General features: G+C 46.0%; 22 protein-coding genes. 16 read left to right on the forward strand and 6 right to left on the reverse strand.

The features are described 5' to 3' along the window. Nucleotides 1-6: 6 nt before the first annotated feature. Together L985_RS06215 and L985_RS06220 are read right to left on the reverse strand one after the other, a co-directional pair. A complete protein-coding gene (locus L985_RS06215; RefSeq protein ID WP_029341291.1) occupies nt 7-966 on the reverse strand; it encodes a DUF4003 family protein in 960 nt (319 codons plus the stop codon). 54 nt (nt 967-1,020) lie between these two features. Next, a complete protein-coding gene (locus L985_RS06220) occupies nt 1,021-1,536 on the reverse strand; it encodes a DUF1836 domain-containing protein (protein ID WP_029341292.1) in 516 nt (171 codons plus the stop codon). Nucleotides 1,537-1,648: 112 nt separating this feature from the next. Between L985_RS06220 and trhA the strand changes: the two genes are divergently transcribed. The 8 genes from trhA to L985_RS06265 all read left to right on the forward strand — a co-directional run bounded on the left by trhA (nt 1,649) and on the right by L985_RS06265 (nt 9,605). Next, the gene (gene trhA / locus L985_RS06225) at nt 1,649-2,296 is read left to right on the forward strand and encodes a PAQR family membrane homeostasis protein TrhA (protein WP_023467814.1); all 648 of its coding nucleotides are present in this window, start codon (nt 1,649-1,651) and stop codon (nt 2,294-2,296) included. A 119-nt stretch (nt 2,297-2,415) separates the two neighbouring features. Next, nucleotides 2,416-4,140, forward strand: a complete 1,725-nt coding sequence (locus L985_RS06230) for a M3 family oligoendopeptidase (RefSeq protein WP_052169385.1) — start codon at nt 2,416-2,418, stop codon at nt 4,138-4,140. Between the two features lie 42 nt (nt 4,141-4,182). Further along, nucleotides 4,183-4,881, forward strand: coding sequence for a ribose-5-phosphate isomerase RpiA (gene rpiA / locus L985_RS06235; RefSeq protein WP_047391248.1), 699 nt, complete (start codon nt 4,183-4,185; stop codon nt 4,879-4,881). Nucleotides 4,882-4,902: 21 nt separating this feature from the next. Next, a complete protein-coding gene (locus L985_RS06240) occupies nt 4,903-5,163 on the forward strand; it encodes a hypothetical protein (protein WP_029341295.1) in 261 nt (86 codons plus the stop codon). Nucleotides 5,164-5,460: 297 nt separating this feature from the next. Beyond that, nucleotides 5,461-6,510: a LytTR family transcriptional regulator DNA-binding domain-containing protein gene (locus tag L985_RS06245; protein WP_051656231.1), complete on the forward strand. Its 1,050-nt coding sequence runs from the start codon at nt 5,461-5,463 to the stop codon at nt 6,508-6,510. 122 nt (nt 6,511-6,632) lie between these two features. Then, on the forward strand, nt 6,633-7,481 hold the full coding sequence (locus tag L985_RS06250; RefSeq protein WP_029341297.1) for an ABC transporter ATP-binding protein: 849 nt from the start codon (nt 6,633-6,635) through the stop codon (nt 7,479-7,481). 20 nt (nt 7,482-7,501) lie between these two features. Continuing rightward, complete coding sequence (locus L985_RS06255) at nt 7,502-8,188, forward strand: ABC transporter permease (RefSeq protein ID WP_231925719.1); 687 nt, start codon at nt 7,502-7,504, stop codon at nt 8,186-8,188. A gap of 862 nt (nt 8,189-9,050) precedes the next feature. Continuing rightward, on the forward strand, nt 9,051-9,605 hold the full coding sequence (locus L985_RS06265) for a hypothetical protein (protein ID WP_047391253.1): 555 nt from the start codon (nt 9,051-9,053) through the stop codon (nt 9,603-9,605). Between the two features lie 151 nt (nt 9,606-9,756). Here the strand turns inward: L985_RS06265 and L985_RS06270 are convergent, their stop codons facing one another. From L985_RS06270 to L985_RS06275, 3 genes are read right to left on the reverse strand one after another with little or no spacing between them, the layout of a single operon-like run. Continuing rightward, nucleotides 9,757-10,161 (reverse strand): DUF350 domain-containing protein, encoded by a 405-nt coding sequence (locus L985_RS06270; RefSeq protein WP_023467822.1) that lies wholly within the window; start codon nt 10,159-10,161, stop codon nt 9,757-9,759. A 13-nt stretch (nt 10,162-10,174) separates the two neighbouring features. After that, entirely contained in the window at nt 10,175-10,342 is a 168-nt protein-coding gene (locus tag L985_RS17025) for a hypothetical protein (RefSeq protein ID WP_023467823.1), read from the reverse strand. 55 nt (nt 10,343-10,397) lie between these two features. Continuing rightward, nucleotides 10,398-11,513, reverse strand: a complete 1,116-nt coding sequence (locus tag L985_RS06275) for a GGDEF domain-containing protein (RefSeq protein WP_052169386.1) — start codon at nt 11,511-11,513, stop codon at nt 10,398-10,400. A 240-nt stretch (nt 11,514-11,753) separates the two neighbouring features. On the opposite strand from L985_RS06275, the gene L985_RS06280 reads away from it, so the two are divergent. The 7 genes from L985_RS06280 to L985_RS17260 all read left to right on the forward strand — a co-directional run bounded on the left by L985_RS06280 (nt 11,754) and on the right by L985_RS17260 (nt 18,029). Further along, a complete protein-coding gene (locus L985_RS06280; RefSeq protein ID WP_047391258.1) occupies nt 11,754-13,193 on the forward strand; it encodes a GntP family permease in 1,440 nt (479 codons plus the stop codon). Nucleotides 13,194-13,217: 24 nt separating this feature from the next. Continuing rightward, nucleotides 13,218-13,919, forward strand: a complete 702-nt coding sequence (locus L985_RS06285; protein WP_029341303.1) for a CoA transferase subunit A — start codon at nt 13,218-13,220, stop codon at nt 13,917-13,919. A gap of 13 nt (nt 13,920-13,932) precedes the next feature. Next, entirely contained in the window at nt 13,933-14,595 is a 663-nt protein-coding gene (locus tag L985_RS06290; protein ID WP_029341304.1) for a 3-oxoacid CoA-transferase subunit B, read from the forward strand. A gap of 5 nt (nt 14,596-14,600) precedes the next feature. Next, nucleotides 14,601-15,377, forward strand: coding sequence for a 3-hydroxybutyrate dehydrogenase (locus tag L985_RS06295; RefSeq protein WP_047391263.1), 777 nt, complete (start codon nt 14,601-14,603; stop codon nt 15,375-15,377). Nucleotides 15,378-15,390: 13 nt separating this feature from the next. Continuing rightward, nucleotides 15,391-16,581, forward strand: a complete 1,191-nt coding sequence (locus L985_RS06300; RefSeq protein ID WP_047391267.1) for an acetyl-CoA C-acetyltransferase — start codon at nt 15,391-15,393, stop codon at nt 16,579-16,581. A 99-nt stretch (nt 16,582-16,680) separates the two neighbouring features. Continuing rightward, nucleotides 16,681-17,190, forward strand: a complete 510-nt coding sequence (locus L985_RS17255; RefSeq protein ID WP_029341908.1) for a helix-turn-helix domain-containing protein — start codon at nt 16,681-16,683, stop codon at nt 17,188-17,190. After that, complete coding sequence (locus L985_RS17260; protein ID WP_419718458.1) at nt 17,175-18,029, forward strand: IS3 family transposase; 855 nt, start codon at nt 17,175-17,177, stop codon at nt 18,027-18,029. The genes L985_RS17255 and L985_RS17260 overlap by 16 nt, the downstream gene beginning before the upstream one ends. Nucleotides 18,030-18,153: 124 nt before the next feature. Here L985_RS17260 and L985_RS06315 read toward each other — a convergent pair whose 3' ends face one another. Beyond that, on the reverse strand, nt 18,154-19,032 hold the full coding sequence (locus L985_RS06315) for an AraC family transcriptional regulator (RefSeq protein ID WP_029341309.1): 879 nt from the start codon (nt 19,030-19,032) through the stop codon (nt 18,154-18,156). A gap of 366 nt (nt 19,033-19,398) precedes the next feature. On the opposite strand from L985_RS06315, the gene brnQ reads away from it, so the two are divergent. Then, nucleotides 19,399-20,739, forward strand: a complete 1,341-nt coding sequence (gene brnQ / locus L985_RS06320; RefSeq protein WP_047396111.1) for a branched-chain amino acid transport system II carrier protein — start codon at nt 19,399-19,401, stop codon at nt 20,737-20,739. The last annotated feature ends 29 nt before the right edge of the window (nt 20,740-20,768 follow it).

Consider the following 20,768-nt stretch of genomic DNA (forward strand, 5'->3'; position numbering starts at 1 on the left):
GAATGATTACTCGCCCCCGCCGTCACCACCACCATCAAATCCTCCGTCGATCCCGCCGTCCGTCGCATGGGACGTGTCGGTCAAATCAACAGGGAAGAGTAAGAACGGAATCGCGTCGGCGCCGTCCGGTGGGAGAATCGAAGATGGGAAGAGTTGTTGCAGGATCGTTTGTTGACTTAAATACAATCGGATTGCTGTCAAATAGACTAAGTCCTTCCGGTATTTAAAATGTAAATCGGAGCGTAACGCCTCTGCCATCCGTTCGAGTGACGAAGCGTGAACGTTTGGATCACCGAGTAACGCAAGCATGCCGTGGAACGACAGCGGAACATGGTGTTTACGATGTATCTTACGGGATGCCTCCACTTGTGCGATATAGCGATCCCAATCGTCTTCAGGCAATAAAGCGAATATCAAGGCCACGACATACGTCTGTTGAGCGCGTCCGAACCGTCGTTTGAGTCGTTGATAGACCGTTTCGATACGCGAGGCGAGTTCGTCTAACTCACCGCGTGTCGTAGCGTGAAAATAGACGAAAGAGATCAATAGCGGTGACACGATGAACCGATGTTGTTTTTTGAGGCGTGTGTATAATTGTACCGTTCGTTCAAGTACCGCGTCCTGTGGAGTAAGACGGCTGATGAACAGGGCAGTAGAGTAGGCATTCAAGGGATGCGACAAGCGATGCGATTTAAAATAGCCATGAATCGACATCATCTCAGCAATCCGACTCGGTGTGTGGGCGTCAAAGGCATGAATCTTCGAAGCAAGTAATAATGCCTGGGTGGTTTGTGTATACAAGCGTATTTTCAAGTCATCTGCTGTCTCAAGCAACACACTTGCGGAAACCTGCTCCGTTCCGATCGTTCGGTCGAATGCCAGTTCGATCAGAATACCATCCTGATAGGTTCTGAATTCTGGTCCGATGTGATCAAGCTGTCGCAAGAAAGTCGTCGCGATCTCCATGACTGTTCCTCCTCTGCCTTTTCTTCTAGTGTATCACGCAGTGAAAGCGTTCTCTTATTTTTTCAGTTGGGTGTCAATCAATTGTTCTGCTGCGCGCCGGTACAAGTTACTCATATGAGCCATAGCGAGAATCTGCTCCAGTGGATCGGTCGTCGAAGCGGTCAGAGCGTCTTGTTCCGTTACGAAGCGGGCTGTATTTCGTTCCGTCAGTTCGAGGTAATTACGATAAAACCCTTCAAGATCGAGTTGATCCTGTTCGATCCCTGCGTTCAAGGGCGCAAGAATCGTTTTGATATCATTGATCGAAAACGAACTTTTCAATTGATAAATCAAGCTAATCAGAATCAAGTGTTCCTTCGTATACTTTTTATTCGTGACCGGAAAGAATAATTTCTTTTTGGCATAATTGTTGATCATCGTCTTCGTCAAAATCGTCTCGTCTGCACTTCGCGTCGTTTCCTCGAATGTCCGCTCGAACAGTTGAATGACTTGATCCATATAGAGATCGATATTCGGGATATCTTCGAGCCGTAATTGACGATCGTGTCTCGTGTCATCAGAATGTGTCATAAAAAAACCTCCAAAATCGCTAAAATAGGACTTTCTACTTCTCCATCATATGATAGAATACGTATATAACGCCATGTAGTATTCGAAACTACATATCAGGGGAGGAACGAAAGTGAAAGCTTATATGAGAGAACCGATTAATGGATTAACGCATCTTGGAGGGGCTGTCTTTGCTTTTGTCGGGTTACTGGCACTTGTCATCAAGGCATCGTTAGAACGGGGGGCATCACTTGCGATCGTCGCAGCGATTATTTTTGGTGTCAGTATGATGGCGCTCTATGCCGTCTCAGCGACCTACCATATGGTCCTTGCGAGCGACCGGGCAATCGCGATCTGGCGTCGGTTGGATCATTCGATGATTTATCTGTTGATTGCCGGGTCTTACGCACCATTTTGTCTCGTCAGTCTGAACGGTCCGACTGGTTGGGTCTTGTTCAGCATCGTCATGTTGATTGCAGTCTCTGGAATCACCTTTAAATTGGTTTGGTTCAACAGTCCACGTTGGTTATCAACGACGCTCTACATCGGAATGGGCTGGATCATGGTATTTGCGATCACACCACTTGCGCAAGTTTTATCACCGCTCGGCATCGGATTATTGTTCCTTGGTGGTATCTTCTACACGATTGGTGGCATCATTTATGGGCTGAAGCCACGTATCTTATCGTTCAAACATCTTGGATTCCATGAAATCTTCCATATCTTCGTACTACTGGGTAGCCTAGCACACTTTCTATGTGTCTACTTCTTCGTTTTATGAGGATGTCCTCCTTCAGTCAATGGCTGAAGGAGTTTTTTTTGTGTCTGATGGAAAATACAGGAGAAGTCGAGTGTCCTCACGAATGAAAGAACGAATAGATCACGCATAGGAGGAAAAGCATGAAACACACACGATGGCAATTAGAAAAACTCTACACGATTAACGACGTTAAAGCAGGAATTGCTACGATACAAGCCGCGTTGACGAAACGTCCGGCTAATGTGGCAGAACAGGTCGAGCGTTATCAGCAAGTCGCGCGCGACGTCGAAGAATGGAGTGACTTCATTTATTGCTTATATGCAGAAGATGTCACGCGCTCAGAAGTCCATTCATTGCTCGAGGAAATCGAAATCGTACAAGCGATGGTGCGCAGTGAGGCAGCAGCACTCGATACGAAGATCGCCGCACTGTCACAAGAAGAGTGGGAGGCGCTCGTCACTAGTTCACCATACGCCTTTTTCTTGAACGAACGCCGTGACATCCAGTCGCGTCGTGCACCACTGGTTCAAGAACAATTGTTGCAAGATCTCGGTGTGGACGGGTTCCAAGGCTGGGGGCAGCTCTACAAACAGCGTTTCATGGCATTGCGCGTCGACTTGGACAAAAAGCAGGTCACGATCGGTCAAGGGCTGCACGAAGCGATGTTCGCACCTGACCGTTCGGCTCGTTTAGCGGCAGCGACAGCAGTTGACACCGCTTGTGCACAAGAAGCTGACCTGTTTGCGACAATTCTGAACCGGATTGCCGGCTTCAGATTGCAATCCTACAAGATGCGGAACTGGGAGCAACCGTTGACTGAGTTGCTTGAGCAGAACCGGATCTCGGAAGCGAGCCTAAAAGCGATGATGGAAGCACTTGATCAACACCGCGACCTCTTTCACGCTTATTACGCTCGGAAGATTGCCCAGGCGGAGCGGATGACGGGAGAATGGCATGATTTTGAGACGAACACCTATCGCTCCGCGCGTCTCGTTCCGTTTGAGATGGCAGAGACAATCGTCACGACACAATTCAAACGATTGAATCCGCAGCTCGGCGCCTTTGCGGAAAACGTGTTTAGTGAGGGATGGGTCGATGCAGAGAATCGTCCTGGAAAAGCAGAGGGCGGATTCTGTGCTGCCTTTCCGATTGCCAAAGAGAGCCGGATCTTTATGACGTACCGTGATAGTTATCCGGACGTCGCGACGCTCGCTCATGAATTCGGTCATGCCTATCATAATTATTTACTGCAAGACGAACCGTATTTAAATCAAGTCAAAGGAACGAGCATCGCGGAGGCGGCTTCGACGTTCATGGAGAATCTCGTCCTCGATGCTGCCATCAAAGAGACGGCGGAGCGGGAGGAAGTGCTCGCTCTCCTAGAGGTCAAGATCCGGGAAGGGCTGAAATATGCCAGCATCGTTCCCGGAATGTTCCGTTTCGAGCAACGTTTTTATGCGGAACGTCAGCAAGGGACGGTCAGTGCCGAACGGTTAAGTGAACTCCTGCAAGAGGAAGAACGGTTAGCCTATGGTCCGGTATTGCCTGAACCGGCGCGCTATAAATGGATGTACATCAGTCATCTGTTTAATCCGAATCTTGCGTTCTACAACATTCCATACACGATCGGTTATCTGCTCAGCAATAGTCTGTATCAGACGGTTCAAGCGGATCCGAGTCAATTTTCAGCAGTCTTTGAAGCGGTCATGCATGATTCCGGTCAAGCGACGATCGATGAGATCGTTAACCGTCATCTCGATGCTGATCCGACATCTGTCGCGTTTTGGATGGAAGCTCAGCAACCGCTCGTCCAGGCAATTGAGCAGTACCTGACGTTAACGGAATCCTCTCTCTCCGTCGATTGAAGACGAATCGAAACGGGAACAGAAATGTAGGGAGGGATGCGGATGTATGAACAGGAGAAACAATTAGTCGCTGAGGCAGCACTAACTTATGTGAAAGATGGGATGATAGTGGGTCTTGGGACAGGTTCGACGACGGAACGGTTCATCGAAGCGCTCGGTCCACTTGTGCATGCTGGACTACAGATTCAAGGTGTGGCAACGTCACTTGCGACGGTACGATTCGCGGAACAGCTACACATTCCGTTGATTGACTTGGAAGAGGGAATGGAAATCGATTTGACGATCGATGGGATCGATCAGATTGACGGACGATTTCAAACGATCAAAGGTGGTGGCGGTGCACTATTTCGCGAGAAAATCGTCGCACTGATGAGTCGGGAATTGCTCTATCTGACAGATTCCTCGAAGTTCGTCCATCATTTAAGCGGACCGTTACCTGTCGAACTGGATCCGTTTGCCTTACCGTATGTGCGACAACGGTTACGTGATAAGCATGTCTCAGCAACGCTACGCGTGAAAGACGATCGTCCCTTCGTTACAGATGGAGGTCACGTGATTTTGGACGTTGATGTATCAGCCATCTCGGACGTCCGAGTATTTGCAAAAGAAGTGAAGAGCTGGTCGGGTGTACTCGATACGGGTTACTTCGAGCGACAGCCCGATCATGTCCTGACGGTCGAAGAGGGAAATGTCAAACGCATCGCGCATCCACGACTGCGTGACGGCGGTGGGTTGGTTTAAGGGAAGAAAGAAGGAAACCGTATGGGCTTGAAAAAACGGTATTTATTCGGAGCAGGTGTCATTGCCGGTGCGAGTCTACTGTTGTTCAGGAAGCGGGAACAGAGCACACAGACCGATGCGTTACGAGACTATTTAGCGCATCTCGATCAGGATCCGAGTCCAGATGCTGCGAAAGACCCGGATGAGGTCGGATTGACGAAACTGGATTCGATCTATCGGTCGGAGTGGCAAGCGAATGGTTTCCCACGTTCGCGGACGGAGCTAGAGGAGCTTGAAAAATAAGAATGTCAATAAAATATTTCTTTATTGATAAACTAAATAACTTAATGATTTTTTAAACGGCTTAAATTCGTTATTTAAACGGACCTAAGCCGTTTTTGTGTCTTCTGCGCTATAGTTATGAATTAAAACGTTAATAAGAAAATCGTATGTGACTACTATTCAAAAATTCATTTCTAAAATATTCAATATTTAATTCACTATTCCATTATTCTTCTTTTATAACCTACATTTTGTAAAAAAACATGATAAGGTTTATGTATATTTCAAGGGATAATTCATCCCAAAGGGGGAACTAGAGTGACTTTATTTGTTAATGAGCTTAATTACATAGATCAGAAAGATAAAACAACAGTACTCGAAAAAGTTACGTTTTCCATTTCTCCAGGAAAGTCATTGGCGATTAGTTCTAATATTACCCATCGTCAGCTACTCATAAAGATACTTGAAGGTCGTATCCAAAGTGCAAATAAACATGTTCAAGTAAACAATCATCACCCAGGAAATACTGTACAATATCACTCGTCAATCAGTTTCTATTATGAGCAACCGTATACATACGATAGATTAACCATTTTAGATCATCTTGCTTTTTATAAAAAATTGTATAACAGCTCAAAAGCGATTTCAGACACACTCGAAGTTACACAATTAAGCGAGATAGCAAAGAAAAGAACAAACAAACTAGATCGTTCTCAAAAGAAACGTCTGCAACTCGCAATTCTTATTTTACAAGATACACCGGTGGTCGTTTTCGATGAACCGGATCAAAATATTGATCAATATACCAAGAACATTCTATTCAAAGTTATCGAATTGTTGCTCCAGGAAGAAAAGTGTCTTCTAATACTGACAGGAAGTACGGAGAGTGCAATTACTTTATCCGAAGAATCTTATGTATTAAGTAGTAGTGGGCTTACACGCATCAATACAGAAATTGAGGAAGAAGAGAACGCAATCTCAAAAAATGATGAAGAGATCAATGGACTTGAAAAATCCACTCCGTTTTCGCCTCTCGAACTGAATAAGGTCGTTGCCAAACTTGAACGTAATCTTATTTTACTGGATATAGATGAGGTCAAATTTTTCGAGAGCGCATCGGGAAGTGTTCAAATTCATGTGGCGGATACGATGTTACCGGGTCTATATACAATGAATGAGTATGAAACGACTCTTCAGGACCGGTATTTTTTCCGATGTCACCGTTCCTATCTCGTTAATCTGAAGAAAGTACGCGAGATTGTCACGTGGACACGGAACAGTTTTAGTCTGGTTCTCGACGATCGAACCGAAGTGCCTTTATCTAAGAATAAAATACACGTTCTTAAAGAGATGCTCGGCATTAAATGACGATCTTCTAGCAAGCTAATTACTCTTTTCATAAGCTTATTAACTCCTTTCATCGTTAAAATAGTGCGATGTATAGTGCTCTCTACTATTCTAAGGTTAGAAAACGAGAGGAGAACTATACTATGGAAAAGGTAATCGAAATTGAATCATTGACGAAACACTTTTCAGATAAGACGGCTCTTGACGATTTAAGTTTCTATATCAAGCAAAAAGAGATTTTCGGGCTACTTGGTCCCAGTGGCTCTGGTAAAACTACCATGATCAAAATATTGACTGGTCAAATGAAACCATCCACGGGTTCAACCAGTTTACTTGGAATTCCCTCTGAAAAACTCAAACAAAAGAACACCTTTCAGAAAGTAGGTATCATGACAGACAATAGTGGTCTCTACGATCGCTTGACGGTAAAAGACAATTTAAAGTTATTTTGCAAAATTTTTTCTGTCTCTGAAAACCGTATTCATCGTGCACTGGAGTTAGTCAATTTAGGTGATGAGCAGAATAAGAAAGTTGCCTTACTGTCGAAAGGGATGAAACAACGGGTACTACTCGCTCGAACTTTTTTACATCAACCCGAAATCTTATTCTTAGATGAACCTACTTCTGCGTTAGATCCTGTCAACACTCAAGCCATCTATTCTGCCCTTAAAGATATGAATCGAGACGGTGCGACGATTTTCTTAACGACTCACGATATGGTAGAAGCGGACACCCTTTGCGATCGTGTCGCCTTCCTAAATCGTGGTCATATCCAGTTGTTAGGATCACCAAAATCGATCAAACAGCGTTTTGCTGATCAGACGTTGACAATCGAATCATTAGACGGCCTAGAACACGTTTTCGAATCGAATGAAAAAGATGCTTGCCATATCTATGAAATGTTACGTACTAATCAGGTTGTATCTATCCATTCTAACGAACCGACTCTAGAGGACGTGTTCGTAAAAGTAACAGGGAGTGAACTCAGATGATCTTTTCAATCAATCGTACAATGGCCATTTTTCAGAAGGATGTAAAAGACGTGTCAAGAAACGTATTTGTCGGTACGACACTGTTAGTACCTATTTTGATGGCAATTGTCTATAAGAATATTGGCGAAGTGACGTTAGAAATTCACTACACCGTCATCAATTTGACATTCTCTTCAGTAGCAGCATTCGTTCAATGCACATTGATCGCAGAAGAGAAAGAGAAGAACACGTTACGAAGCTTGATGCTGTCACCTGCCTCCACTCTAGAGATTCTAGGTGGCAAAAGTATATTGACTGCACTGATCACACTCTTCACCATAGTCATCAGTGCCGTCATTACGGGTTATGCTCCGTCACATCCTTTCATCATAATAATTGGACTTCTCGTCTCTTGCTTGTTCTACCTTGCCTTAGGGACACTTCTAGGATTGATGACTTCCTCTGTGATGGAAGCTTCTGTCGCTGTATTACCTGTCATGTTTTTATTCGGATTCGGAACGTTGCTCCAGCAGGTTTCTGATAAATATCCGTTACTTTCGATTGTCGATTATTTGCCGAACTTACAACTGTTAGAGCTAGCTGAAAAGGTTGAGAATGGTGCCTCTTTCTCTTCGCTATCCATTAATCTAATCGTTATTTTGATTGCTGGTATATTATCTAGTGCTTTAGTCTTCATGATCTATCGAAAGAGAACATTAAAAGATTAATAGTCACTACAGCACAGAATACAAAAATCGATGGGGGTAAGAAATGATGAAAAAAGTACTGTTAGCAATTGTTGGGACGCTCTTTGGCCTACTCATTATGTATGTCATTCAGAACGGATTATAAAAATGATTGGTAGGAGAGTTTCACATAATAATTGATGCTTTTCACTTGAATTAAGTTTGACTTTCGTATTTGATTGGAAAAATGTATAGATCATATTTCTTAATTCGAGATATTTTCCTAAGTCATCAAAATTAGAATTTATGCAGTGTGTTCATACAAGTTATGCCTTTTTCGAGAGGAGATTCATTGAATGAAAACATTTTTAAACATCAACATATCGAGCTTTTTATATGCCGTCGCTTTATTCATTCCATTACAATGCATGCTAAATATCAATCGAATCATGAGACTTACTGATATGTCTTCAAGTATGTTTTGGACTCTGAATATCATGATTGGATGCATCACTCTAATCAGTATTCCTTTTTTAATTAGACGGATCACCTTCAAGTCCACTCTACATAAGTCGTTTGAACGAATCATCTGTCTTTCCTGGTTCGTCTACTTTGTTTTATTCACCTATTTCATAAGTGGGATTATTCCAGTCACGAATGAAGGAGACATGCCAAGCCCTGGTTTAGGCTTCATTTTAATCACCATTGTATTAACGTATCCAATTTTTGTAATGGTTTCTAAATTTCTTATCGTGGATCAAAAGTCGATGAAAGATTGAAAAAGTAGCAATTTGAAAGAAATGAATGATGTTATGAGGAGTCTACTGCCCCCGAACATTTTTTACAGATCTTAATAGAAGGATGTAAGGTACATAAAATTCCATAGCATTAAGGAGAGGGTATTTTGAAAAAACGATATTTATATTTCTATTCGACAGTCATTGTATTAATCGGGGGAAGCTTGTATTCGTATCAAGCAGGATACATCCCTTATACAACACCTTATATAGATAAAGAGCATGAGGAGTTGATGGATGCTAAGACCGTCAATTCAGTCAATCGAAAAGACTACATCGATAGATCGATGCGAAATATGGCTAACTTTGCACCTTATTCGACGGGTGATTCCATTACAAAGAATGTGACCATGAATGAACTGAGGTCGAAGATTGATGCGATGTACCACATCGAAAAATCTTTCCAATTCAAGTCGAATGATCCAGAATCAAAATCCTTACAAAAAGTAGCGAAGAACTATACTGCTTATATTGAGGCGCTTGAATATGTTGCGAGCAATATGCACGGTAAGGAATCGATGAACGTCGATCAAGCAAACTATCTGAAGAGTGCTTGGAATGAGGTCGTTACACCTGCACAATATATAAAAGATGAGGTCGATCGTTCTCAAGAAGGAGAGGCCGTCATGTTTGAAAAAGAAATTACTTCAGTTTGGAACTAATATTGATGGGGTTTAGGATGGATAAATTTGAACGTTTCGAATGATACAGTTAGATTACGACCTTATAAAGCTAGAATCTATAATATGGATTAAATGATATACAATCTAAACAGCCCTAGATCCTAATGATCCAGGGCTGTTTTCGTGCCTTTTAATATGTAAGCGATCCTGCAATGATCAAACCGATCGAAATCGATAAGAAGAGAAGCAACAAGCCGACTGCTTCGTTGTTCGCATCAATCTCTTTCGTCATGCTTAAGCGTGGGATTAGTAAATCCGCGAGATAGAATAAAACGATTTGTAAGACGATCGCGAGTGCGCCCCATAACACCATATCGAGAATGCTGACAGAGTTCGAAATACTCGAATACAGGACGATGGCGAGACCAAGAATTCGTCCACCGAAGGCGTAGACGGCCGCTTTCTTCCCGTTACGAATTAATTCAAGCTCCTTTGATTTCGTCGTCACCTCGAACAGGACGACACCGATGGCAAGGAGTACGGTTGCGACACCGATATACGAAAGAGTCGAGAGGAATAAATCACTGAATGTCATGCTGATACCTCCATCATGATTTTTTATTTTTTTTGCGTTGTTCGTATGCAACATATAATTCGAGCAGTGCTCCGACAAGAATACCTGCTGATACATACAAATAGAAGTTGTCACCAATGAATCCGAACAAGAGACCTAATATGAGGCCGATCAGGATATAGGGACCTTTTGCTAACTTCATGCCAATCACCTACCTCTTCTTTAAAGGTAGCGGATTTCAGAGGTGACGTCCATCGTTATTCTTGAAAGCTGACGGCAGATTCTGCATTAGGAGAAAACAGGACGACTTGGTTCCGACCTTGTTGCTTCGCCTGATAGAGGGCAGCATCCGCATCCGGAAGGAGCTGGTCGATTTGAGATGTCGTTTCATCAAAAGCCGCTAAACCAAACGATGCCGTAAGTGGCAAATCGATCGAAGCCAATCGAAACGGGCTGGAAGCGATCCGTTCACGCAATTGTTCTGCTAAAGGAATCACTTCAGCGAGTGGCACGCCCTCAAACAGGACTGAAAACTCCTCACCGCCGTTACGGGATAAATACCCGCTTTCTGCCACTCCATCGCGCAGTCGATTGGCGAACTGCCGTAGCACCTCGTCGCCCGCCTCATGTCCATACGTATCGTTGACCTGTTTAAAATGATCAATGTCAATCGTCAACAACACGACCGACTGTTTGTTCAGGATCAATCGCTGTTTGACATCCGTGAAGTATTCATTAAAGGCGCGTGAATTATTTAATCCCGTCAAAAAGTCAAGTTGCGCTTTCTGACGAAGCATCCGTAATGATTGTTTGGTCAACCGAATATCGCGGATGATCAGCAGGGCGAGCCAACTACTTACGAACGATGCAGGAATGACGACTGTCATCACTTCAAGTAGAAGAATCTGTTTCGGTAAGACGATCCATAAGACAAGAGCGTGTAAAGCCGTCGCGTATATCGTCACGAGTGTGAATGTTCGTTTTGCATAGGGTGGCATCTCGCGAACGATCAGACTCGTTCCGAGAGCAACGGCGACGATGAAACCGAATGCGGTGAAGGCTGCTAGATTCGTTCCCAAACTGAAGCGATAGATGATGATTGCGATCGTCACGATCGTTGTCGGGATGGCACCACCAAAGTAGGCAGCGACGACGACCGGAATATGGCGCAAATCGACTATGACGCCAGGCGCTGCTTCGATCGTCATCTGCATGAGTAGTAATGAGATGACACTTAAGGCAAGGCCATACAACACGCGGGTCAGCCGTGGGGAGTCACGGGTGATCGGGAGCGGTGATAATTTTCCGAGCAGGTAGAAACCAGCCATTAATAGCGTCACGTTATGCAAGACGTCAAAAAGGATGCTTTTCATGAACTGTTCATCCTTTCAAATAAAAGTACGTTACTTAAAAGACATACGCCATAAAAGGACTAACTCCTGTTACTTGAAAAAATAATCTATCTGATCCAATTGTGTCTATAATGTGAAATTATGATTTCTATAAGCTGTACTTATGGTTTTACGAAATGTAATTGACCTTCTCGACACTGCGTTGTTAAATGATGAAGAAGCGAAATGAAAACGCTTACTAAATTTGAAGGAGATCTACTTATGGAACTCGTCATCATTCTTCTTGCCTTATCCTTATTGATGTTTGTTGCCTATCGTGGTTTTTCGGTCATCCTATTTGCACCAATCTGTGCCTTGTTCGCCGTCTTACTAACGAACCCGGATTGGGTGTTACCCTTCTTCTCGAATATCTTCATGGAAAAGATGGTCGGGTTCATCAAAGCATACTTCCCGGTCTTCCTTCTAGGAGCAATTTTCGGGAAAGTCGTCGAGATGTCCGGTATCGCGGAATCAATCGCGAAGACGATCATCCGCATGATTGGTGCAAAACGCGCCATCCTCGCTATCGTCTTGCTTGGCGCCATTCTTACATATAGCGGCGTCAGCCTGTTCGTTGTCGTGTTTGCTGTTTATCCGTTCGCGGCAAACCTGTTCCGCGAAGCGAATATCCCGAAACGTCTCATTCCAGGAACGATTGCCCTTGGTGCATTTACATTCACGATGGACGCGTTGCCAGGAACACCGCAGATTCAAAACGTCATTCCAACGACGTTCTTCAAAACAGATATCTACGCTGCACCGATCATGGGGACGGTCGGTGGCTTGTTCATCTTAGTCGTCGGGATGTGGTATCTCGAGTCACGCAAGAAAAAAGCCCATCAAGAGGGTGAAGGATACGCTGGATTCGAAGCGACAGCTGCGAGTGCCGCACCACAGATGGAATTGAAAAATGAACCAGAAATGACACTTGAGACGGATCGTCAACCGGTCTATCGTCAAATCCTTGCTTTCGTCCCACTCGTCCTCGTTGCCGTCATGAACAAAGTTTTCACCTTGTCGATTCCGAAATGGTATCCAGAAGGGTTCGACTTTTCAGCGATTGGATTAGAAGCATTCGGAAAGATTGAGACACCAGCTGTTCTTGCGATCTGGTCCGTCCAAATGGCGCTATTGATTGGAATTCTCGCAGCGATGCTGTATGACTTCCCGAAGATCAAGACGAACTTCCAAACGGGTCTAAACGTCAGTATCGGCGGCGCACTCTTAGCCGTCATGAATACCGGTGCTGAGTATGGCTTCGGTGGTGTCATCGCCGCACTTCCGGGATTCAAGTCCGTCTCAAGCGGGATCTCGGAAACATTTACGAATCCGCTCGTCAACGGAGCAGTCACGACGACGACGCTTGCCGGTGTCACTGGTTCAGCATCTGGTGGGATGGGGATTGCGTTAAGTGCGATGTCTGATAAATATACACAGGCAATCACGTCAGGCGGTGTGCCGCCAGAAGTCATGCACCGCGTCATCTCGATGGCGTCCGGTGGGATGGATACGTTACCGCATAACGGTGCCGTCATCACGTTGCTAGCGGTCACAGGACTCACACACCGTCAGTCCTATAAGGATATCTTCATGATTACGATCCTCAAGACAGTAACCGTCTTCTTGATGATCGGATTGTATAGCTTAACTGGTTTGTATTAAAGACTTCAAAGGGGGCATCATCAGATGAAACAGGGGAAAGTATACGCATCATTCGCGGAAGCGACAGCAGACATCTTTGACGGGGCGACGTTAGTCGTAGGGGGCTTCGGACTCTGCGGAATCCCGGAAAAATCCATTACGGCGTTACAAGAGAAGGGCGTCAAAGATTTGACGGTCGTCAGTAACAACTGTGGCGTCGATGACTTCGGACTCGGTTTGCTCTTGCAGACACGGCAAATCAAGAAGATGATTTCGTCGTATGTCGGAGAAAATAAGACGTTTGAACAACAGTACCTCAGTGGCGAGATTGAAGTCGATCTCGTCCCACAAGGTACGCTTGCGGAACGAATTCGTGCTGGTGGTGCTGGCATTCCTGGTTTCTACACACCGACTGGCGTTGGGACACCGATTGCCGAAGGAAAAGAACAAAAAGAGTTCGACGGAAAAACATATCTGCTCGAAGAAGGAATCGTTGGTGATTTTGCGATCGTCAAAGCCTGGAAGGCGGATCGTCTCGGGAATCTCGTCTTCCGAAAGACGTCACGCAACTTTAACCCGATTGTCGCGACAGCCGGAAAAGTAACGATCGTCGAAGTCGAAGAACTGGTTGAAGTCGGCGAACTTGATCCAAACGAAATTCATACACCTGCCGTCTACGTCCAGCGCATCGTCGTCGGGACGGATTATGAAAAACGCATCGAACGCCGAACTGTCCGGGAAGCTTGAGGAGGAGATTGACATGAAAACGACACGAGAGATCATCATTGAACGCGCACTTCAGGAAATTGAAGATGGGATGTACGTCAACCTCGGGATCGGGATTCCGACATTGATTGCCAATGCGATTCCGGACGACATGCATGTCATGTTGCAATCCGAAAATGGTCTGCTTGGGATCGGACCTTATCCACTCGATCATGAGGTTGATGCGGACGAGATCAATGCTGGAAAAGAGACGGTTACGGCACAATCAGGAGCTTCTTACTTCGATAGTGCTGAGTCGTTCGCGATGATTCGCGGCGGGCATATCGATCTCGCAATCCTAGGTGGGATGGAAGTCGATCAGAACGGTGATCTCGCGAACTGGATGATTCCGGGCAAGATGGTCAAAGGAATGGGCGGGGCGATGGATCTCGTCAATGGAGCAAAACGCGTCGTCATCATCATGGAACATGTCAACAAACACGGTGAATCGAAAGTCAAACAGGCGTGTACTTTGCCGTTGACAGGACGCGCTGTCGTCAATCGTCTGATTACGGACCGAGCCGTCTTTGATTTTACACCGGACGGGATGGTCTTGATCGAGACACTGAATGGTCATACGGTCGAGGACATCAAACAAGTCACGGAAGCGCGGTTCACGGTCAGTCCGGAACTCGAACGCGTGACGGTAGGGGAGTGAAGTTGATGGTACAAGGAGATATCGTACTCGTTACAGGTGCAGGGAGTGGAATTGGACTTGAAATCTCGAAGGCGTTCGCAGCAGCTGGCGCAAAAGTCGTCGTGACGGATGTCCGTGCTGAAGCAGCAGAGGAAGCAGCGGCATCAATTCGCACGGCCGGTCATGAAGCAGTCGGGATGACGTTAAACGTCACCGATGAAGCACAGGTCGAAGCGGTCTTGAAGCAAACGGTCGAACAGTTCGGTCGACTCGATGTCTTAATCAACAACGCTGGTCTCCAGCACGTCTCACCGATTGAGGAGTTTCCGACGGAGAAGTTCGAATTGATGATTAAGATCATGTTGACGGCACCGTTCATCGCCATCAAACATGCTTTTCCGATCATGAAGGATCAAGGCTACGGACGCATTCTCAATATGGCATCGATCAACGGTTTGATCGGCTTTGCCGGTAAAGCAGCATATAACTCAGCGAAACATGGGTTGCTCGGTCTAACGAAAGTCGCAGCCCTTGAAGGAGCAGAACACGGGATCACCGTCAACGCGATTTGTCCGGGTTACGTTGATACACCACTCGTTCGTAATCAAATGGAAGACTTAGCGAAAACGCGACACGTCGAGCTTGAGAAGGTACTTGAAGAAGTCATCTATCCGCTCGTTCCGCAAAAACGTCTGCTCGCAGTCGAAGAAATCGCGGATTATGCGTTGTTCCTTGCGAGCCGCAAAGCAAAAGGCATCACGGGACAAGCAAACGTCCTTGATGGTGGATATACGATTCAATAAGGAGATGGAGCAGATGAGTGAAGCAGTCGTCATCGTCAGTGCGACGCGCACGGCAATCGGGAATTTCAATGGAAGTTTGAAGGACGTCAAAGCAACGGAACTCGGAGCGACGGTCATCCGCGCGGCACTCGAGAAAGCTGGTGTCGCAGGAAGTCACGTCGATGAAGTCTTTTTCGGCAACGTCCTCTCAGCAGGACTTGGTCAAAATCCAGCACGGCAGGCGGCACTTGCTGCCGGGTTACCGGAGACGTGTCCGGCGATGACCGTCAACAAAGTCTGCGGATCCGGTCTATCTGCCGTCCATCTCGCGTATCAAGCGATCAAGTCAGGCGAAGCTGACGTCATCGTTGCCGGTGGGATGGAGAACATGAGCCAAGCACCTTACGTCCTCGCGGGTGCACGCTCTGGACTGAAGATGGGAGACCAACCGCTCGTCGATACGATCATCCAGGACGGGCTCGAATGTGCCTTTAACGACTACCATATGGGTATTACGGCAGAGAATTTAGCCGATGTGTATGAACTATCGCGCGAAGCGCAGGATCAGTTCGCAGCGACGAGTCAGCAAAAAGCGCAGACGGCATTAGCGGAAGAACGGTTCGTCTCAGAAATTACACCGGTTCTGATTCCACAACGAAAAGGCGATCCGATTCGTTTTGATCAAGATGAGTTTCCACGCGCCGGAACGTCTGTCGAAAAACTCAGTCGCTTGCGCCCGGCGTTCAAGAAGGACGGAACGGTCACAGCAGGTAATGCGTCAGGCATTAACGACGGTGCTGCCGCACTCGTCATCATGTCAGAGGCGAAGGCAAAAGAACTCGGCGTGACACCACTCGTTGAGATTGTTGCGAATGGAACGTCCGGTGTTGATCCGAGCATCATGGGAATCGGTCCAGTTCAAGCGGTTCAGAAGGCACTCGGTAAAGCGAGACTCTCGCTTGACGATATCGATGTCATTGAAGCGAATGAAGCGTTCGCAGCGCAATCCCTCGCGGTCGATGCAGAGCTTCAGTTCCCGCATGAAAAACTTAACCGGAACGGGGGAGCAATCGCTCTCGGTCATCCAATCGGTGCAAGTGGTGCGCGAATTCTCGTCACGTTGATTCATGAGCTCGAACGGACGGGTGAAACGCATGGTCTTGCGACGTTATGTGTCGGTGGCGGGCAAGGGGTTGCGACGATCGTAAGGTCTGTAAGAGGATGATTGAATTAGGAATAATAAAAAGAAATGAAAACACTCCCTCAATTTGAACTGCCCCATAAAAGTTGGACATAAAAATCCAACTTTTATGGGGTGTTTTTTATGGTCAAATATACAAAGGCGTTTAAAGTCCAAGTCGCTGAGCGTTATCTGACAGGACGAGACGGATACCGAGGTGTAGCGATAGAATTCGGGATAGCACGTGAACTGATCCGCGAGTGGTCGCGTCTCTATGAGCGTTGGGGGGAAACGATCTTCGATCCTTCCTATACAAGCCACTCGCTGGCATTTAAACTGGAGGTATTAAACGACATGGTGACCAACAGGCTGTCCAATATAGAGGCGGCCGTAAAGTACCGAATTTCTTCCCCAGGGACGATCTCGAGATGGCGATCGACGTATGAACGGGAAGGGACCGCAGGTCTGGTCGCCAGACCGAAAGGACGTGCCCCGATGGCGAGACGCAAGAAGAAGGAATTTGAAGAGATGACAGAAGTCGAGAAGCTCAAAGAGCGGATCGAGTATCTCGAGATGGAGAACGCTGCGTTAAAAAAATTGAAAGCCTTGGTTCAAGAAGAGAATGCGCGACGAACCGGATCAAGGCACAAGTAATCGACGAATTGCGGTCAGTCTATCCCGTTCCGGGACTCCTTCGCGTGCTCGGTATGGCACGAAGCGTCTATTACTATTGGCGGACGCGCCTGACGGGCGAGGACAAGTATGCGGAGGTGAAGACAGCTATCCATACTCTCTTCCACGAACACGAGGGACGATGTGGCTATCGTCGCATCCACGCACTTCTCGAACGCCAAGGCTTCCGGCACGATCCGAAGACCGTACGCCGTCTCATGAATGAGCTCGGTCTAAAATGTCTTGTCCGTATGAAGCGATACCGCTCCTATAAAGGACGGGTCGGAAAGGTCGCACCGAATCTTCTCCAACGTGACTTCAAGGCCACCGGCCTGAACCAGAAATGGGTGACTGACGTCACTGAGTTTCACCTGTTCGGGGAGAAACTCTACCTCTCGCCGATGATGGACTTGGGAAATCGTGAGATCATTGCTTATACCCTATCGGACCGCCCTACCTATCAATTCGTTGGTGAAATGTTGGATCAGGCAATCGGGAAGCTCGACGGGAAAGCCCGACCGATTCTGCATTCCGACCAAGGGTGGCATTATCAATATCGAGCGTTCGTCGGTACGCTTCACGAGCACGGTATTACGCAAAGCATGTCCCGTAAGGGCAACTGCCTCGACAACGCAGCCATCGAAAGCTTCTTCGCTGTGCTCAAGTCAGAGCTCCTGTATCTCAAGGAGTTCGATGACATGGACCACTTCAAATGTGAGCTCGAGCGTTACATCGAATACTATAACCATCGTCGTATCAAGAGGCGACTAAAAAACCTGAGCCCGGTGGAATACCGGACTCAGGTCCTCAAGGTCGCCTGACAAATTATTTATTGTCTAACTTTTTTGGTTCAGTTCAATTCAAATAATTTAAGGGAGTGTGTGACATTTAAGCTGTCTTCGTTTGCTGAGAAGACGGCTTTTTCGTTTGCCAACATATATAGAATTACTGTTCACTACTTTTCTTTGAAACTGCGACCCATACTTCACTATAAACCTGTTCAGGGTCGTCACCGTGAATCGTAAAGGAGATGGCAGGCAAGTCAATCAATTCATAACCAGAGGAAGGTAACCATTCAGAATATGATCGAGCCATCGTATCTTGTAAAGTTGCTGGGAAAGGTCCACGATTCGGGAAAATGACCCATGTCGATGCATCGATGTACAACTGTTCAAGTCCTATACCGGAATCAGTTAATTTTTGCGTTGTAGCATATCCTAACATATGAGTAAGTGAACCGGTTTCTTCCTGGAATTGTTCCTCATGATCAAAAGATACATTCAATATATGATTAGGATAAAGATCGGCCATTGCCTTCATTTGTCGTCGTTGATCCGTCGTGATGGATTGGGCAAGCTCAATGATGGATTCATTAACCCCTTCAAATTGAATTGGTACACGTTTAGAGACACCCGTTATAAAAAATGAACTTTTTTCTTCGATTTTAAACTCCATTGAAGTTCCTCCTTTAATTTCTAAATAAAATGTGAAGGGAGGAAAGTTTTTTTGAATCTGATGTTTTATAGCAAATGACGGTAAATAACCTGACCAGTTACGAAAAGCTCTCGAAAAACCTTCTACAGAACGGAAGCCATACTGGAAGGCGACCGTAGTGACAGAAGCACCTTGAATTAAGTCGCGATTCGCTTCTGATAAACGCCTTTGTTTAATATACTCCGTTAGTGTTACCCCGGACATATAAGAAAACATTCTTCGAAAATGATAATCGGATAGTCCTGTCAGTCGAGTAATGTCTTGAGGTGATAGTTCTTCCGTCAAATGTTCATCGATATAACGCATCAATTGATTTAATTGATCGAGCAATATTTATTCCCCTCCTTTCACTATTCACTATACGTGTCGCTGACAAAGGAGACTTGATTCTTTGCATACGAATTAAGTCGATTGGTGAGAGTCATCATTGTGGACAATTTATATTATCTTCTTTTTTAAAAAGAAGTAAAAGCTTCTACTCCGTCAGATGAACTTATGAATCCGGTTTCACGCTTCGACGCACAGACGTAACAAATTATGTAGAAACAAGCTATATCAAACTTTCTGCATAATTTTCAGAATATTCTCCAGATAAACTCCTAGCACGAGCTCTTAAACGTATGGTATTCTTTCGAACGAAGTACTTCATCTGCTTAGGGAGCGGATCAAGTCGATCATCATCAGTGGGGGTTTATTATGTCTAAAACTGTTCCAACATCATTTATCATCGTCATCGGTATGATGCTCTTCGCCTTGTTCTTCGGGGCAGGCAATCTCATCTTTCCACCGATGCTCGGACAGCTCGCAGGGGAGCATGTCTGGGTCGCCAATGCCGGTTTCCTCGTTACCGGTGTCGGTCTACCATTGCTAGCGATTCTCGCTTTCGCGTACTCAGGGGAACGCGATCTACAAGCGATGGCGTCACGTGTCCATCCCGCATTCGGAATCGGGTTCTCGGTCATCTTGTATCTGGCAATCGGACCATTCTTTGCGATTCCTCGTGCCGGAACGGTCTCATATGAGATCGGAATCAAGCCATTCTTCAGTGAGTCAACGAGCCACTGGCCTTTACTCATCTTCACGGTCTTGTTCTACACGGTCGCTTGTCTTTTGTCGTTGAACCCGACGAAGATCGTCGATGTTGTCGGTAAGGTACTGACACCAATCAAGATTACGTTCATCGGTCTCTTGATCGTCGTCGCCGTCCTTCATCCAATCGGAAGTTTTCAGAATCCTTTGAAGACATATCAGTCGAATGCCTTCTTTAACGGTTTCCAAGAAGGATACATGACACTGGATGCACTTGGGGCCTTCGTCTTCGGTATCATCATCATCGCAGCGATCAAGGAAAAAGGCGTCACGTCAAAGCGACAGTTGTTGCTGATTTGTACGAAAGCGTCATTGATTGCCGCAGCCTTACTTGCAATCACGTATACGGCGCTAGCCTTCATGGGTGCGTCGAGTGTCTCGGAGATTGGTCAACTTGCAAACGGAGCGGAGATTTTGTCGGCTGTGTCGGATCATTACTTCGGTGAATACGGTGCAATCTTGCTCGGTCTGATGATCACGGTCGCCTGTATGACGACAAGCGTCGGGTTGATCACGGCCTGTGCATCGTTCTTCTCGACCCTCGTGCCGAAAATCTCATACGTCAAATGGACGATTGGTCTATCGGTCTTCAGCGCACTCGTCGCGAACATCGGTCTGAATCAATTGCTCGCCGTCTCAAAACCAGTCTTGATGACGCTTTATCCACTGGCGATCTGTCTCATCTTCTTGACGTTCTTGCATCCACTCTTTAAAGGCAAACCAGCCGTCTATCAAGGGGCGCTGTGGATGACATTCCTCATCAGCTTGTTTGATGGATTAAAGACAGCAGGGATTAACGTCTCAGCTGTCACGGACGTGTTCGATGTAGTATTACCGTTTGCTTCCGTCAGTCTCGGGTGGGTCGTTCCAGCGATCATCGGCGGGGTGATCGGAGCAGTCGTTGGTAAGAAAACAGCGGAGACACACTCGTCGTCGCGTGTGGCTTAAAAATTAAGTCCCTTCACTCAGATTACACT

The organism is Exiguobacterium sp. ZWU0009, assembly GCF_000798935.2.
Classification (GTDB): domain Bacteria; phylum Bacillota; class Bacilli; order Exiguobacteriales; family Exiguobacteriaceae; genus Exiguobacterium_A; species Exiguobacterium_A acetylicum.